General features: G+C 72.0%; 14 protein-coding genes and 1 pseudogene. 5 read left to right on the top strand and 10 right to left on the bottom strand.

All coding sequences use genetic code 11. The features are described from left to right. The 4 genes from ABZ078_RS42785 to ABZ078_RS42770 all read right to left on the bottom strand — a co-directional run. Nucleotides 1-468 (bottom strand): phosphotransferase (locus tag ABZ078_RS42785; RefSeq protein ID WP_356583947.1); only part of this gene is annotated, 468 nt, incomplete at its 3' end. 61 nt (nt 469-529) lie between these two features. Further along, nucleotides 530-1,693, bottom strand: coding sequence for an aminopeptidase P family protein (locus ABZ078_RS42780; RefSeq protein WP_356583946.1), 1,164 nt, complete (start codon nt 1,691-1,693; stop codon nt 530-532). 108 nt (nt 1,694-1,801) lie between these two features. Then, complete coding sequence (locus ABZ078_RS42775; RefSeq protein ID WP_356583945.1) at nt 1,802-2,446, bottom strand: LysE family translocator; 645 nt, start codon at nt 2,444-2,446, stop codon at nt 1,802-1,804. A 74-nt stretch (nt 2,447-2,520) separates the two neighbouring features. Next, nucleotides 2,521-3,114 carry a PDZ domain-containing protein gene (locus ABZ078_RS42770; RefSeq protein ID WP_356583944.1) on the bottom strand — a complete coding sequence of 198 codons (594 nt, stop codon included), beginning with the start codon at nt 3,112-3,114 and terminating at the stop codon, nt 2,521-2,523. Nucleotides 3,115-3,185: 71 nt separating this feature from the next. On the opposite strand from ABZ078_RS42770, the gene ABZ078_RS42765 reads away from it, so the two are divergent. After that, nucleotides 3,186-3,368, top strand: a complete 183-nt coding sequence (locus ABZ078_RS42765) for a hypothetical protein (protein WP_356583943.1) — start codon at nt 3,186-3,188, stop codon at nt 3,366-3,368. On the opposite strand, the gene cyc2 is transcribed toward ABZ078_RS42765, so the two are convergent. After that, nucleotides 3,361-5,520, bottom strand: a complete 2,160-nt coding sequence (gene cyc2 / locus ABZ078_RS42760) for a germacradienol/geosmin synthase Cyc2 (RefSeq protein WP_356583942.1) — start codon at nt 5,518-5,520, stop codon at nt 3,361-3,363. The genes ABZ078_RS42765 and cyc2 overlap by 8 nt on opposite strands. 181 nt (nt 5,521-5,701) lie before the next feature. Between cyc2 and ABZ078_RS42755 the strand changes: the two genes are divergently transcribed. Continuing rightward, nucleotides 5,702-6,943: an endonuclease/exonuclease/phosphatase family protein gene (locus ABZ078_RS42755; RefSeq protein WP_356583941.1), complete on the top strand. Its 1,242-nt coding sequence runs from the start codon at nt 5,702-5,704 to the stop codon at nt 6,941-6,943. A gap of 39 nt (nt 6,944-6,982) precedes the next feature. Here ABZ078_RS42755 and ABZ078_RS42750 read toward each other — a convergent pair whose 3' ends face one another. After that, entirely contained in the window at nt 6,983-7,111 is a 129-nt protein-coding gene (locus ABZ078_RS42750) for a hypothetical protein (protein WP_356583940.1), read from the bottom strand. Here ABZ078_RS42750 and ABZ078_RS42745 point away from each other — a divergent pair. Next, nucleotides 7,104-7,335 (top strand): annotated as a pseudogene (locus ABZ078_RS42745) (cytochrome P450); the annotation flags it as partial. The gene ABZ078_RS42750 and the pseudogene ABZ078_RS42745 overlap by 8 nt on opposite strands. Nucleotides 7,336-7,399: 64 nt before the next feature. Here ABZ078_RS42745 and ABZ078_RS42740 read toward each other — a convergent pair. From ABZ078_RS42740 to ABZ078_RS42730, 3 genes are all read right to left on the bottom strand, one after another. After that, nucleotides 7,400-8,587 (bottom strand): damage-control phosphatase ARMT1 family protein, encoded by a 1,188-nt coding sequence (locus ABZ078_RS42740; protein ID WP_356583939.1) that lies wholly within the window; start codon nt 8,585-8,587, stop codon nt 7,400-7,402. Nucleotides 8,588-8,609: 22 nt separating this feature from the next. Further along, the gene (locus ABZ078_RS42735) at nt 8,610-9,257 is read right to left on the bottom strand and encodes a ScbR family autoregulator-binding transcription factor (protein WP_356583938.1); all 648 of its coding nucleotides are present in this window, start codon (nt 9,255-9,257) and stop codon (nt 8,610-8,612) included. A 68-nt stretch (nt 9,258-9,325) separates the two neighbouring features. Then, nucleotides 9,326-10,267 (bottom strand): ScbA/BarX family gamma-butyrolactone biosynthesis protein, encoded by a 942-nt coding sequence (locus ABZ078_RS42730; RefSeq protein WP_356583937.1) that lies wholly within the window; start codon nt 10,265-10,267, stop codon nt 9,326-9,328. A 183-nt stretch (nt 10,268-10,450) separates the two neighbouring features. Here ABZ078_RS42730 and ABZ078_RS42725 point away from each other — a divergent pair, with 183 nt between their 5' ends. After that, a complete protein-coding gene (locus tag ABZ078_RS42725; RefSeq protein WP_356583936.1) occupies nt 10,451-11,119 on the top strand; it encodes a ScbR family autoregulator-binding transcription factor in 669 nt (222 codons plus the stop codon). Nucleotides 11,120-11,439: 320 nt separating this feature from the next. Here ABZ078_RS42725 and ABZ078_RS42720 read toward each other — a convergent pair whose 3' ends face one another. Next, nucleotides 11,440-13,245: a S8 family serine peptidase gene (locus ABZ078_RS42720; RefSeq protein WP_356583935.1), complete on the bottom strand. Its 1,806-nt coding sequence runs from the start codon at nt 13,243-13,245 to the stop codon at nt 11,440-11,442. Nucleotides 13,246-13,626: 381 nt separating this feature from the next. Between ABZ078_RS42720 and ABZ078_RS42715 the strand changes: the two genes are divergently transcribed. Further along, nucleotides 13,627-14,615, top strand: a 989-nt coding sequence (locus ABZ078_RS42715) for a lytic polysaccharide monooxygenase (protein WP_356583948.1), incomplete at its 3' end; no start/stop codon positions are given.

The raw sequence follows: 14,615 nt of genomic DNA, 5'->3' as shown, positions 1-14,615 counted from the left end.
GGCGGCCCGGCGCAGCGCCTCCAGCGAGCGCGGGGCGGCGCGGGGCACGCCGAGTGCCTCGGCCTGCCGTACCGGGACCTCGCGCAGCCCGGTGAGCAGCCCCGCCAGGTCGGCCTCGCCGACGGCGGACACGTCGTGCTGCCCGCCCGAGCCGCCGGGCACCTTGGTGTCCAGGGTGTAGGTCAGCCCGGGCGACCACTCCCCGTACGCGACGCTGGTCGGCACCGCGACGGGGACGTGCGGGCGGACGAGGTCGCGCAGGCGCAGCTCGCGGCGCTGGCGGACGGCTGCCTCACGGTCGGGGGCGAGGCGCAGCACATGGCGGGTGCCGACCAGCCAGGTGGCGGGGTCGGCGCCCGGCGCGGCGGGGCGGACCTCGGGTCCGGCCGAGTCGGCCACGTCGTACTTGAGCAGGGAACGGACCAGTCGGCGGACGGTGTCCGCGGTGGGTGTCGGTGCCTGGGTCATGGTCGCGCCGTTGTCGCTCGGGGGTCTACGGGGGCTCCTTGCTCCGGGATCGTTCGCCGGGTCAGTCCACTATGACCATCTCGCGGGTCGTGTCGTTGAGCCGCCGTCCGCCGTCCTCGGTGACCGTCACGATGTCCTCGATGCGCACTCCGAAGCGGCCGGGCAGGTAGACGCCGGGCTCCACGGAGAAGCACATGCCGGTCACCAGGGGCTGCTCCTCGCCCTCGATCATGTACGGCGGCTCGTGGGTGGTGACGCCGATGCCGTGCCCGGTGCGGTGGATGAAGTACTCGCCGTACCCGGCGTCCGCGATGACCGCGCGGGCGGCCCGGTCGACCTCCTGGCAGGCGACGCCGGGCCGTACGGCCCGGTAGCCCGCCTCCTGGGCCGCGCGCACCAGGTCGTGGACCCGGCGCTCCTCGTCGGTGGGTTCCCCGACGTGGACCGTGCGGGAGGTGTCGGAGCCGTAGCCGTCCTTCAGGCCGCCGAAGTCGAGGACGACCATGTCGCCGCGTTCGATCACCCGGTCGCCCACCTCGTGGTGCGGGTTGGCGCCGTTGGGGCCGGAGGCGACGATGGTGAAGTCGACCTGGGAGTGGCCGAACCGGCGCAGCAGGTCGGCGAGGTCGGCGGCGACCTCGGACTCGCGGCGGCCGCCGAAGGGAACCTTCCGGATCTCCTCGAACGTTGCGTCCGCGGCCGCGCCCGCGGCCGCCAACAGCTCCAGCTCCGCGGCGTCCTTGACGGCCCGCAGCATCGGCAGGGCGTCGGTGAGGGAGGCGTAGGAGGCGCCGGGCAGCGCCCTTTGCAGGGCCAGCAGGTGCATCGCCCAGGCGTTGTCGCTGATGCCGAACCGGCCGAGCGGCTCCGGGAACGCACCCGTACTTCCCCGGAGCCGCTCGTCGAGGAGGGCGGCGGTGGCCGCGTAGGGGTCCTTGCCGTCGGTCCAGTCGCGCAGGGCGAGGCCCAGGGCGCCGGGGGCCTTCGCGGCGTCCGGGGCCTCCAGGGCGGGGACGACGAGGACGGGGTCCTGACCGGGGACGAGGACCAGCATGGTGAGGCGTTCGGTCTCCGCGGTGGGCGCGTAGCCGGTGAGCCATACGAGATCCGGGCCGGGTGCCACCAGGAGTCCGGCCAGTCCGGCGTGCTCGGCCGTCCGTGCGGCCCGTTCCCTGCGGGCCCGGTAGTCGTCGGCGGTGAAGGGCGCGGGTGCGGTGCCGGTCATCCGGGCCTCCCTGGGCGCTGATAAGGACTACGGGCAGCATCCTGCCCGGACGGGGAGGGCGGCGCGAGCCGGTCGGCGGGTCTTTCGGGCGGTGGGCCGGGCATGGTGTCAGCTCTCCAGGGCCATGCGGACGCCGAGGAGCAGCAGCACGCCTCCGGAGACCTGGTCCAGACGCCGGCGCACGCCCGCGCGGGACAGCATGGTCTTCAGCCGGCCGACGAACCACACGTACAGGCCGTAGTAGCCGATCTCGTAGACCGCCCAGAGCGCGGCGAGGCCGACCATGGCCGGCAGGTGCGGGGCGCCCTCGGGCACGAACTGCGGGAGGAAGGACATGGCGAAGACGGCGGCCTTGGGGTTGGCGAGGTTGAGGAGCAGGCCGCCGCGGTAGGAGGCCCAGCCGCTCTTGTGGGTGCCCTCCCATGTGCTCTCGTCCCTGCCCTCGGCCGTGCCCTCCTCGGCCTTCTTGGCGCGGCGTGCCTGTCGCAGCGCCTGGACGCCGAAGCCGACGAGCACGGCCGCGCCGACGATCCGCATCACGTCGTAGGCCACCTCGGACGCGGTCAGCAGCGCGGTCAGGCCGAAGGCGGCGACGACGCCCCAGATGAAGACGCCGGTCTCGTTGCCCAGCACGGTCAGGAATCCGGAGCGTCTGCTGTGCAGCGACTGCTTGATGATCAGCACGGTGCTGGGCCCGGGCGAGGCGGCGACGAGGGTGCATGCCCCCAGGAAGGCGAGAAGGGTGGTCGGCATGGGGTCATGGTGGCCGTGCCCGGGGAGCGTGACCAGTGATTTTCCCTTGCTCGTGGCAAGGGGGCGGGCGTGGGTCAGACGACGACGCCCGGAACCGCCGTCAGCTGCTGGAAGCCGCCGCTGCGGTGGCGCACCGTCAGGGTGACCCGGCGGCCCGGGCGGGCCTCGGCGACGGCTCGTGCGAGGTCGGCGGCCGTGTCGATGCGGGTCTTGTCGAACGCGAGGATCACGTCGCCCCTGATCAGGCCGGCGGTGTATCCCGGGCCGGGAACGTGGACGCCGACGAGCCGGGCACCGGGTTTCACGTCGTCCACGGCCTCCACGCCGAGGGTCGCGACCGCGGCGGGAGCTGGTGCGGGGGTCGGGGACGGCGGGGCCGAGGAGCCGGGCTGTGCCGAGGTGGGCGGGCTCGCGGGGGCGCCGGGCCCGGTCTGCCGCTCCGGTTCGGCGAGTCGGCTCATGCCGATCACGGTGGCCCCCACCGTGCCGAGTCCGATCCCGGACAGGAGCAGGACCATGCCGAGGAGCAGGGCGGCCAGGACGGCCGTCAGCCGTCGGCAGCGCCGTAGTGGCGCGGCGTGCGGGCGCCGTGTCTCGGGGGCGGACTTGGTGTCGTCATCGGGCCGCTGACCTGGCATGGGCTTGGGTCGCAACGCAGTCTGTTCCATCGGATCGCCTCCGGCTGGTGACTACCCTGCGCACCGGCGCGCAACGAGCCACGATCGAGTGAGACTGACCGGTGGCCAGGAGCGGGAAGCCGCAGGACGTACTGACTGCTCCTGGCGACGACCCCCCGCACGCGAAACTCGGCGAGCTCTCGGAGAACGCCGCGAAGGGCGTCCGAGAGCTCGCCGAGGAGACCGTCGCGCGAGGGCGGCAGCCGGCTGAGGCGGCCGTCGCGCGAGGGCGGGAGGTCAGCTGAAGGCCGGCATCGCCGGCGGGCGCTCCGGTAGGAAGCCGTGGGCGCGGCGGGCCAGGAACGGGGCCTTGTAGCGGTCCACCTCCCGGTGCCAGTTCAGGATGCCGGACAGCCAGTTCTGGAGGTCGGTGACGTAGTTCCCCATGATCTCCCGGGCTTCGTCCGAGAGCCCGAAGTCCTCGTACACGATGGGCAGTTCGTGCGCGGCCACGTGCTCGAACTGCTGCATGCGCTGGGTCATCAGGTCATGGACGACGTCCAGGGCGGTCGGGTAGTCGATGCCGAAGAAGTTCTGCACGACGAGGATGGCGTTGTGGATCTCGCCCTCGTACTCGATCTCCTTCTGGTACGAGAAGACGTCGTTGAGGAGGCAGGCGTAGTCCACGGCGGCGTTCTCCAGGGAGCGGACCGGTCCGCTGCGGTACACCTCCGGCGGTACGGCGGGGCCGTGACCCATCCGGCACAGGCTCAGGGTGAGGTCGGCGCCGAAGGTGGCGCGGCGCATCTCCAGGTAGTCGACCGGGTCGGGGATGCGGTTCTGGAGCTGGTTGGACAGCTCCCACACCCAGCTCTCGGTCATCGTGTTCACCGCGTCCTTGAGGAAGCGCCGGTGGTCGGGGGCCATGTCCGCCGTCGTCCGCGCCCACAGGTCGATCAGTCCGCGCTCCATGGCGTTGACCGGGACGGTGGCCACCTCGCCGTCCAGGGGCATGCATGCCGACAGCCGCCGCGTGGTCAGCCGGGCGGCGGCCAGGTCGCGGCGGTGTCCGAAGACGAGCGGGTAGTAGTCGTCACCGTAGGTGCCCCAGGCCAGCCATGCCGAGCTGAGGTCCAGCTCCTCGGGTGTGGCGTCCGGGTCGAGGCCCGCCGCGCACAGCGGAAGGTCGTAGGCGGCGAGCTTGTCCTCGTCCCAGACGCCCTCCTGGAGGATGCCCATGCGGTGCGTCCACTCGGTCAGACGGTGCCGGGCGGCGTGCAGGTGCGGGCTGAGCTGCACCTGGAACGGCATGGAGAAGTCGGGCAGTCGGGACGGGCCGACCTTCTGGAACGGCACGTGCGTGTAGGCACGCAGGCGTTCCGCGCCGGCCGCGGCGAGCAGCGCTCCGACGTCGGCGGCGGAGGTGCCGGGACCGGTCGGGGCACGCCAGGGCGCGGTGGGTTCGGCGCGCTGGTTCATGTACCGGCTGGAGCGCATGTGCCACTCGTGGCCGCCGGACTGCCAGTCCTGCAGCCCCTGGGTGTACGCCGCGACCGCGGCGACCTGCTGCGGGGTGAGCCCCTTGTCCAGCGCCAGGGCGGGGACCTCGGTCAGTGCGGTGTGCTCGAACTGGTGGAGCCGGGAGGTGAGGACGTCGTTGACGGTGTCGGCGGCCTCCTGGGTGGTGCAGCCGAAGAAGGTCTCCAGGACCAGGACGCCGTTGCTCAGCTCCCCCTCGTCCTCGACCTCGCGCTGGTAGGAGAACAGGTCGTTGCGCAGGTGCACGGCGTCCGAGAACGTCTCCATGAGGACCCTGAGCGGCCGCGACTCGGCGACGGACGCGGGGACCTCGGCCGTCGCGTACTCCACGAGGCCCGACGACCAGGGGGCGCCGCCCACCTTGCGGCGCATCTCGATGTACTCGACGGGGTTGGCGACGCGGCCCTCGTTGATGTTGGACAGCTCCCACAGCGACTCGTTGAGGAGGTGTTCGGTGGCGACGGCGAAGCGGCGGCGCCAGTCGACCGACATCGAGGGCACCGTGCGCGTCCACAGGTCGGCGAGGCCCGCCTCGACCGGGTTCTGCGGCTCCGGCATCGGGGTCGACAAATCCATCGGCATGAACAGGGGCAGCCGGTCCAGGTAGTCCTTGCCGCCGACGCGGTCCTGGGTGCGTTTGAAGGTCTCCAGGAAGTGGTCGTCGAAGAAGAAGACCCACACGTACCAGTCGGTGATGAGGGAGAGGGCGGGGCCGTCACAGTCGGGGTGGGTGTAGGCGCAGAGCAGGCCGTAGTCGTGCGCGTCCAGGTCGGCCTGCTCCCAGACCCCGGACCCTTCCAGCATGCCCATGTCGCGTGCCCACTGCGTCGAGTGGGCGCGGGCCTCGTCGACGTGCGGGTTCAGCCGCGCGGGGTACGGCATGTAGAAGTGCGGGAGTTCGAAGGGCTGCTGCGTCATGGCCGGGCCCTACCCCCGGCCCTCAACAGGCATCCACCGCCCGGGACATGATCACACCATCGCGTGAATCAGGGATGAATCCGGGAGTTCTCGCCGGGCCTTGTGGCGTTCACCTCTACGCGCGCAGACTTCTTCGAGCTTCATATGTCCCCCGTGTCCCCTCTTCCTCTCCGGAGCCGCGATGAACCCCACCGGATCCCTCTCGCGCCGCACGGCGCTCGCCTCGCTCGCCGGGGCGGCACTCGCCACGACCGCGGCGTTCCCGGCGTCGGCGGCCGACCGGCACGGCCGCCGGACCGTGCGGTTCGCCACCTTCAACGCCTCCCTGAACCGCTCCGCCCAGGGCGCGCTGATCACCGACCTGTCCACCCCGGACAACGCCCAGGCGCGCAACGCCGCCGAGACCATCCAGCGGGTCGACCCGGACGTCCTGCTGATCAACGAGTTCGACTACGACGAGCAGGGCAGAGCGGTCCGCCTGTTCCTGCGCAACTACCTGTCCGTCGGCCACAACGGTGCGGAGCCGATCCGCTTCCCGTACCACTTCACGGGCCCGGTGAACACGGGTGTCGCCACCGGCGTGGACCTCGACGGGAAGAACGGCGCCGTCACTACGCCAGGTTCCGACGCGTACGGGCAGGACGCGTACGGCTACGGCTGGTTCCCGGGGCAGTACGGCATGGCCGTGCTGTCGAAGTACCCGATCGACACGCGTGCGGTGCGCACCTTCCAGCGCTTCCTGTGGAAGGACATGCCGGGCCACGTCATGCCGCCGGGCTACTACAGCGACGAGGCCCGCGCGATCCTGCGGCTGTCGTCCAAGAGCCACTGGGACGTGCCCGTGCGCGTCGGGCACTCCACCGTGCACTTCCTGGTCTCCCACCCGACCCCGCCCACTTTCGACGGCACCGAGGACCGCAACGGCCGCCGCAACCACGACGAGATCCGGCTGTGGGCCGACTACGTCGGCGGCCGCCGGCGCAGCTCCTACCTGTACGACGACAAGGGCCGCCGCGGCGGACTGCGGCCCGGGGCGCGGTTCGTGATCGCGGGTGACCAGAACGCCGACCCGTACGACGGCGACAGCCATGCCCACGCGATACGGCAGTTGCTCGACCATCCGGCGGTGAACCTCCCGGCCACTGCGCCGTGCAGCGCGGGCGGTGCGGAGGCCGCGAGGCTCCAGGGCGGCGCGAACGCCTCGCACACCGGCGACCCGGCGTACGACACCGCGGACTTCGGCGACACCGCGCCCGGGAACCTGCGCGTCGACTACGTGCTCCCGTCCAAGGGCCTGATACCGGGCGCGAACGGTGTCTTCTGGCCGACGTCCGACGACCCGCTGTACCGGCTGGTGGGGGACGGCAGGACGGTGCCGACGTCCGATCACCGGCTGGTGTGGCAGGACGTGCGGCTGGGCTGAGCGACGCTCGGCATCCACGGGTGGCGAGGCCGGACGCCCCTACCTCCTGCGCACGGCCCGCCCCACCTCCGACCTCAGCGCGACGAACTCCGCCAGGCCCCGGGTCGTGATCCGGACCCGGGTGCCGGGGAGTTCCACCGGCAGGTCCAGGACGACCTTGGTCCTCACCTTCCGCCGCACCGCCGCGCGGGACACGGAACTGGCGGGGCGGCGCATCCGCGCGGGCGACAAGGTGGTCGTCTTCCACGCCTCCGCCAACCGCGACGAGCGGGTCTTCGCCGAACCGGACCGGCTGGACCTGTTGCCGGACCCCGAACCCGCATGTCTCCTTCGGCGGCGGTCCGCACGTCTGCCTGGGCCCGCACTTCGCCCGGCTCCAGCTACGCGTGCTCCCTTCCCGTGCACGTCACTTGAGTACGGGTCACTTGAGGACAGCCGCACGCGCCGGTGCGGCCGTCAGGTCCGCACCTGGATCAGCGCATGTGTCCCGCCGGTCCGCCATTTCTGTCCCTCCGCCTCGACCAGCGCCGCCTCAGTGCCCGCGTCCAGCCCGGTGATCACGTCCGACTTCAGGGTGCGCAAGGCGGCGACGGGGCCCGGGAAGTGGGCGGTGACCTCAGTGAACGGTGTGGTCGGCGGCCAGAGCCGGTCGCCGACGAGACGGCGGTAGTTGAGGTCGCCCTTGACGATGGTGAGAGTGGCGGCGGCGATCTCCTCGCGCAGGTCGCCGGGCATCGCCGCGTACGGCAGCGGGGCGCAGGAGAAGGGGTGGGCGCGGACGGTGAGGCGGCCGTCCGTCATCGCCGACCAGAGGGCGTGCCCGTACGTCGCGGCGGCGCCCGGTGCCGCCGTCAGCCGGCGCAGGGCGTCGAGCACGTCGGCGTGCGTGGCGTCGGAGACGTAGTAGGGGTACGGCTTGACGTGGAGGATCGCCCGCTCGACGCGCCCCTGGGCGAGCAGCCGGGCGATGAGGAGCAGGTCGGGGACGAGTTCGCGGCCCGCGTTGTCGGCGATCAGGCACAGGGTGGCCGATCCGGAGGGCGGGAGCAGGCACCAGAGGGTCTCGCCGTCGTCGGCGACGAGGGGCGGGGTGTCCGAGGATGCCTCGTCCCGCGTGGCCGACAGACGGAAGCCGAGGTCCGCGCGGTTGCCCCACAGGGAGCCGTGCAGCAGCGCCCGGTCCTGCTCGTCGGCGGGCCGGTCGGCGAGGGCGTCGAGGGCGGCCAGCTCCTCGTCCGTCTCCGGGGCGTCGAGTTCGGCCAGTTTGGAGGGGCGGAAGGGGTCGATGCCCTGCCAGGGGCCGGTGGTGAAGTAGCCGACAGCTTCGAGGAGTTGGCGGTAGAAGTAGCTCTCCGACCACAGCCACGGTACGTCGGACCAGGACCGGCCGGTGTGGGCGTCGGCGCCCCAGGCCGACCACCGCTCCCGGTCGTGCGCGTCGGCGGGGAGCGGTTCGATGACGCCCTTGGCGCAGCTCGCGAGGAGCGCGTCCAGCGCGCGGTGCTGCTCGGGACCGTAGGGGAAGGACTCCCGTACCTGCCGGATGATCGCGGGATGCCGTTCGGCGAGGACGCTGTGCGGGAACGAGCCGGGTTCGTCGCCGAGGAGTACGGGCGCGAGCGGGGTGTCGGACCTGTCGGGCATACGGCTCACGCTATCGCGGGCGTCACGCGGCTCTGAGCTCCCGCTCCAGCTGTGTCGCGAGCGCGAGATAGCGGGCCCGGCGGGGTACCGGGACCAGGCCGCGGACCATGAGGTGCCACATCTCGGCCACCCTGCGGGGCTGGCGTACGACGGGTTCGAGGGAGCGGCCGACGACGCGGGTGCCGACGAAGAAGCAGACCAGCGAGTGGGCCGCGGCCTCGATGTCGACGTCCGGGTGGATGTCGGACTCCTTGGCGGCGCCCAGGAGTTTACGGGTGGTGATGTCCATCAGCTCGGTGAAGGGGTGCCGCAGGGGCGGCCGTATCACCACTCCCCCGGTGGCCAGGCGCAGGCCGGCCCGGGGTATGGGGCCCTCGACGGACAGGCGGGTGATGCCGAACGTCGTGCGGATCAGGGCTTCCAGCGACGAGTGGCCCCGGGCGTCCATCTCGCTCGCCACCTGCCGCGATGCCCTGGACTGGAGCTCCATGATGGCTTGGGCGAGGTCCTCCTTCGCCGCGAAGTGGAAGTACAGGGCGCCCTTGGTGACTTGGGCGTGCTCGACTATGTCGCTGAGGCTGGTGGATTCATAGCCCTGGCGGTCGAACAGCTCGGCGGCGGCCGTGAGGATCGTGGTACGGGTCTGCTCGGCGCGTAACTGCCTCACCATCGCTGGACACTCCTGGGGCTGAAAAGAACGGGTCACGCCGTTTGTTTTTACTCCCTGTACACGATAACTCACCTCTTCTCGGTTCCGACCGCGCACTCGAAGACTGTCGATTGCCCCTGCATGCCCAGGACTTGGACGTCGGTGCCGTGCGCGCCCGGCTTGTCGAGGGCCTCGATCCAGGTGGGCCGGTCGAGTTCGGCGTACCGGTGGAAGACGGTGTGGAACGAGACGGGCGTCCGGCGGTCGTTCGGGGTGCGGGCCCGTATGGCCTGGCGGGCGGCTTCCAGGAGCAACATGCCGGGGACGTGGTCGAGCGGATGGTCGAAGAAAGCAGCATGTGCGGTATCGACTCGCAGCCGCCAGCGGTCGGGACGGCCGGTCGGGGCGAGGACGACGTCCGCGGGCAGGGCGCGATCGACCTCGGCGGGCGACAGGCCGGGCGGGACGGGCAGGGCGGACACCGTGTCCGCGGTACGGCCGCCGCGCAGCCGGCGGTAGACGGCCGCGCTCGTCCAGGTGACGGCTATGTGCGCGGTCGCGGCGCGCTCCCCGTCGAGCCGTATGTCGGTGTCGTACCTGAATCCTGCCGGGCGGCCGGCGCGGAGGCCGATGTCGGAGACGGTGATGTGCAGGACGGGTTCGGCGGGTGCGGCGCCGACGGCGAGGTGCTCGGGGTGGGTGGTGATCCGCAGTTCCCTGAGCACGAACTGGTGGCCCAGCGGGACGTCGTAGGCGGTGTGCGCGAGCAGCGCGCCGGCCTGGCGGACCGTCTCCGCGACGAGCAACGGTTCGTACGCCGACCGGTCCGGCGACACGTGTAACTGATGAGCGCGCGGCCATTGGGCGAAGACGGTGAACCGGTCCGTGTCGGTGCGGCTGCCTCCTATGAGCAGCGTTTCGGCCACCGAGGCGCGGTGGACGAGTTGGCGGGGTACGGTGGCGGTCAGGCCCTCCGCCCCCGTCGGGGTCTCGGCGAGCAGGGTCGTGGCGAGCTGCCGCGGTTGAGGCATGTGGCCCTCCTTGGGTTCCCCCCGTGTGTACGTTGACAGACGGCGAGGTTCCCGTGCCGCGAGCGTTAGAGTACGAGGCGACCGGTTTGTTTTCAATGCGGCCTCGGGTCGCCCGGCCGTGCCCGAACCCGCTCCGGCGCACGCCGGGCGCGCGGGTCAACTCGGCGCAGCGGAGGGGCGGTTATGGCGAGGCAGGAGCGCGCCATCAGAACGCGGAGGGTGATCCTGGAGGCCGCGGGTGCGGTCTTCGACGAACACGGGTACGCCGCGACCACCATCGCGATGGTCCTGGAGCGGGCCGAAGTGACCAAAGGGGCGCTGTACTTCCACTTCCCCTCCAAGGAATCCCTCGCCCAGGCCGTGCTGGACGAGCAGTTGTCGCTCGGCACCGTTCCGCCGCAGGCCTGCAAGCTGCAGGAACTCGTCGACATCACCTTCGCGTTCGGGCAGCGGCTGCTCGGCAACTCGCTGCTGAAGGGCAGTGTGCGACTGTCGGTGGACCAGTGCGCGCCGCCCGGTGTCGACCACGCCGGGCCGTTCCGGCAGTGGGCGGACCATCTGGCGGAGGTACTCGAACAGGCCCGCGCGCAGGGCGAGTTGCTGCCCACCGTGCAGATCCGGCAGACGGTGGAGCTGCTGATCGGGGCGTTCGCCGGCGTCCAGCTGATGTCCCGGGCACTGACCGACCGGGAGGATCTGGCGCAGCGGACCTCGGTGCTGTGGGGGCACTTCCTGCCGAGCATCGCGGTACCGGGCCTGCTGACCACCATCGACCGGGCGCCCGACCGAGGGGCCCGCGTGCTGGCTGCCCTCGACGCCGATCAGATCACCGTGGATCTGTCACCACGCTGAGTACACGGGCGTCGACCGGAGGGACGGTTTCCGCGGGCAGGCGGTAGTCGGGGTGGGCGGTTGGCGTGGGCCGTGGGCTCGGCCGTTGGCGGTTGGCGGTTGGCGGCTGGCGGCTGGCGGCTGGCGGCTGGCGGCTGGCGGCTGGCGGCGAGGGTCGGTGGCCGGCGGTCGCGGCGAAGAGGTGATGGTCGGTGGACACGGCGCAGGGCGGCGTCCGTGGGTGGTTGGGCGTGACGTGTGACGGGCCGGCCGATGCCCCATCCGCACCGGCCGGCCCGTCCGTCTTTGGTACGCGCCGCTCAGGCCGCGCGTTCAGTTGTTCAGAAGGTCAGCTTCCAGCTGTTGATCCTGCCCGTGTCCTGGGCCGCGGTGTCCTGGACGCGCAGCTTCCAGGTGCCGTTGGCGGCTTCGGCGGAGGCGTTCACCGTGTAGGTGGTGGTGACGTTGTCCGCGGAGTCCGAGGAGTTCGCGGCCTTCAGACGGAAGCTCGTGCCGTCCGGTGCCACCAGGTCGATGACCAGGTCACCGCGGTACGTGTGGGTGATGTCCACGCCGACCTGGAGGGCCGAGGGGGCGTTGCCGCTGCGGCCGCTCACGGTGATCGGGGACTCGACCGCGGAGCCGTTGTCCGGGATGGAGACGGCGGACGTGCTGGTGAAGGTGGTGCCCCCCGTGGAGCCGCCGGAGCCGCTCACCGCCTGCACCGTCTTGGTCGCGTCCGCGAGGCCCGCGCCACAGCCACCGGAGCAGGTGCCGGGCAGCGCACGGGCGTTGGACTTGATCGCCGACTCGATCTGCGCCGGGGTCAGGGACGCGTTGGCCGACTTCATCAGCGCGGCGAGGCCCGCGACGTGCGGGGCGGCCATGCTGGTGCCCTGGTAGTACTCGTAGCTCTCGGAGGACGGGCCCTGGGCGCCGGAGTTCAGCGTGGACAGGATGCCGTTGGCGGTGACGGAGTTGGTCTCGCCGCCCGGCGCGGCGATGTCGACGACCGTGCCGTAGTTGGAGTAGTAGGAGCGGTTGCCCTGACGGTCGGAGGCGGCCACGCTGATGACGTTGTTGCAGCCGGCCGGCGAGTAGTTGGCGGCGTTGGCGTTGCTGTTGCCCGCCGCGACGACGACCGTGGTGCCGCGGCTCACGGCGGCGTTGATGGCGTTCTGGGTCGCGGCGGAGCACGCGCCGCCACCGCCCAGGCTCATGTTGATGACCTTGGCGACGTTGGTGTTCGCCGGGACACCGGAGACCGTGCCGCCGGACGCCCAGGTGATGGCGTCGACGATGTCGGAGTCGTAGCCGCCGCACTTGCCGAGCACCCGCACCGGGGAGACCTTCGCACCGTACGCGATGCCCGCGACGCCCTTGCTGTTGTTGGTGACGGCGGCGATCGTGCCCGCCACGTGGGTGCCGTGCCAGGAGGACGGGGAGGCGGGGTCGCCCGACTGGCACTCGTTCGCGGCGGTCCAGTCGCCGGGGTCGGCCGGGTTGCTGTCGCGTCCGTTGCCGTCGTTCCCGACGGTGGCGTCGGAGATGAAGTCGTAGCCCGCGACCATGTTGGCGGCGAGGTCGGAGTGGCTGACGTAGCCGGTGTCGATGACGGCGACGGTCACCCCGCTGCCGGTCGCGACATCCCAGGCGCCCGGCACCCGCATGCCCGCGGTGGTCTCGAACAGGTCCCACTGCTTGCCGTACTCGGTGTCGTTGGGCGTGGCCAGCGGCTTGTTCAGCCGGTCCGGTACGACGTAGGCGACCTGCGGGTCGGCCTGGTACTCCTTGACGACCTCGGCGACGTCCGCCTTGGTGCGGTTCTCGCCCAGGGCGACGAGGGCGGCACCCGAGCCGAGGCGGCGCTGGAAGTCGAGATCCTCGCCGGCCTCCTTGCCCTTGGCCATGGCGTCGGCCTCCGCGGCCTTGTTCGACTTGGCCTCGGCGGCGCCGGACTTGTAGCCGACGATCAGGCGCTCGGCGGGCGTGCCGGGAGCGGCCTCGGTCTGCGCCGCCGGGACCAAGGCGGCTTCCTGGGGAGCGGACTCCTGGGCCACGGCGACGGTGGTGGCGGCCGTGAGGAGCGCGGCGGAGGCCGCGGCGACGGATATCAGCTTCCGTCTGGAGGATGCAGAGGTACGCAAGGGCTTGCCTTTCGTAGCCGGCCGTACTCCGGGCAGCGCGGAGCGGCGGTCGATGTCGCTTCGTCCTCGAAGCGGAGGGGGCACCGCCGGGAGGCGGGTGGGGGCCGTGCGAAGTGCGGGGGCGCGGCGGCCGGCCTGCGCGAACCTGACCCGTTCGGGGTTACCTGTGGGTTGGCTGTGCCCGAACGATAGGCAAAGAGAAGGTCATCGGGATACAGGGGAAACCCTCGATCCGGCCGGAAAGCCCCTCTCTGCGTCGGGCAGTTGACCGGTAATGACGGACTTCGCCCGGCTCGTCGCGTGGTGAACGCGCCGGGCCCGTCTCCCGTACTGCACAGGGCCCCTTCCCCGCCGGCCGAGGAGACGTTCCGGATGTCCCGGATGCCCTGGATGAGATCTCGTCGCACCGCCCTGGCGGCCGCGGCCGTCACACCGCTGCTGCTCACGGTGTGGGCGGCGGGCCCGGCCCGTGCGCACGGTGCGCCGACGGATCCGGTCAGCCGGGTGTACGCCTGCTCGCCCGAGGGCGGCGGCGCTTCCCGGTCGGCGGCCTGCCGGGCGGCGGTCGCGTCGAACGGCGCCCCCTTCACGGCCTGGGACAACCTCAGGATCGCGAACGTGAACGGCCGCGACCGGCAGGTCGTCCCCGACGGGCGGCTGTGCAGCGGTGGACTGCCCGCCTACCGGGGCCTCGACCTCCCCCGCGCCGACTGGCCGTCGACCCGGCTGACACCGGGCTCCACCCTGACGATGCGGTACGTCTCGACGATCCCGCACACCGGCACGTTCCGGATGTACCTCACCAGACCCGGCTACGACCCGACGAAGCCGCTGACCTGGTCCGACCTGCCGGAGCGGCCGTTCGCTGAGGTCAGGGACCCGGCACTGGCGGACGGGGCGTACCGGATCACGGCGAGGCTCCCGTCGGACCGGTCGGGCCGGCATGTGCTGTACACGGTCTGGCAGAACAGCAGCACGCCGGACACGTACTACTCGTGCGCGGACGTGGTGTTCCCGGCGAACGGGGACGGCGGCGGGGGCGCAGGCGGGGGCGGCGAGGAGAGCGGTGGTGGGCGTACGGCCCCGGCCGCCGCGGACCGGGACGACGGCCGCGCGACCGACGGTCCGTCGCCGACGGACCAGGCACCTACGACCACCTCACCGACGGCCTCCTCCCCGGCGGGCCCCGCGAGCCCGGTGACCCCGCGCGCCCGGAGCGCCCGGAGCGCCGACGCTCCCGCCGGCACACCGGTGGCGTCCACCGGCGGCGCCGGTGCCTTCGCCGGGTTGACGGCCACCACCCCGGCCACGTCCTCCCCGTGCTTCGCGGCGAGCCGCAGCGCGAGCGTGCCGCCCATGGCCAGGCCGGC

It is taken from the genome of Streptomyces sp. NPDC006385 (assembly GCF_040612485.1).
Classification (GTDB): Bacteria; Actinomycetota; Actinomycetes; order Streptomycetales; family Streptomycetaceae; genus Streptomyces.
The sequence above is the reverse complement of the archived record's forward strand: the minus strand, read 5'-3'. Positions and strand labels throughout refer to the sequence as shown.

Excerpts from the sequence above, each read along its gene's own strand:
- ABZ078_RS42780 (WP_356583946.1), bottom strand. The coding sequence starts at position 1,693 with ATGACCGGCACCGCACCCGCGCCCTTCACCGCCGACGACTACCGGGCC.
- ABZ078_RS42775 (WP_356583945.1), bottom strand. The coding sequence starts at position 2,446 with ATGCCGACCACCCTTCTCGCCTTCCTGGGGGCATGCACCCTCGTCGCC.
- ABZ078_RS42770 (WP_356583944.1), bottom strand. The coding sequence starts at position 3,114 with ATGGAACAGACTGCGTTGCGACCCAAGCCCATGCCAGGTCAGCGGCCC.
- cyc2 (WP_356583942.1), bottom strand. The coding sequence starts at position 5,520 with ATGACGCAGCAGCCCTTCGAACTCCCGCACTTCTACATGCCGTACCCC.
- ABZ078_RS42755 (WP_356583941.1), top strand. The coding sequence starts at position 5,702 with ATGAACCCCACCGGATCCCTCTCGCGCCGCACGGCGCTCGCCTCGCTC.
- ABZ078_RS42740 (WP_356583939.1), bottom strand. The coding sequence starts at position 8,587 with ATGCCCGACAGGTCCGACACCCCGCTCGCGCCCGTACTCCTCGGCGAC.
- ABZ078_RS42735 (WP_356583938.1), bottom strand. The coding sequence starts at position 9,257 with ATGGTGAGGCAGTTACGCGCCGAGCAGACCCGTACCACGATCCTCACG.
- ABZ078_RS42730 (WP_356583937.1), bottom strand. The coding sequence starts at position 10,267 with ATGCCTCAACCGCGGCAGCTCGCCACGACCCTGCTCGCCGAGACCCCG.
- ABZ078_RS42725 (WP_356583936.1), top strand. The coding sequence starts at position 10,451 with ATGGCGAGGCAGGAGCGCGCCATCAGAACGCGGAGGGTGATCCTGGAG.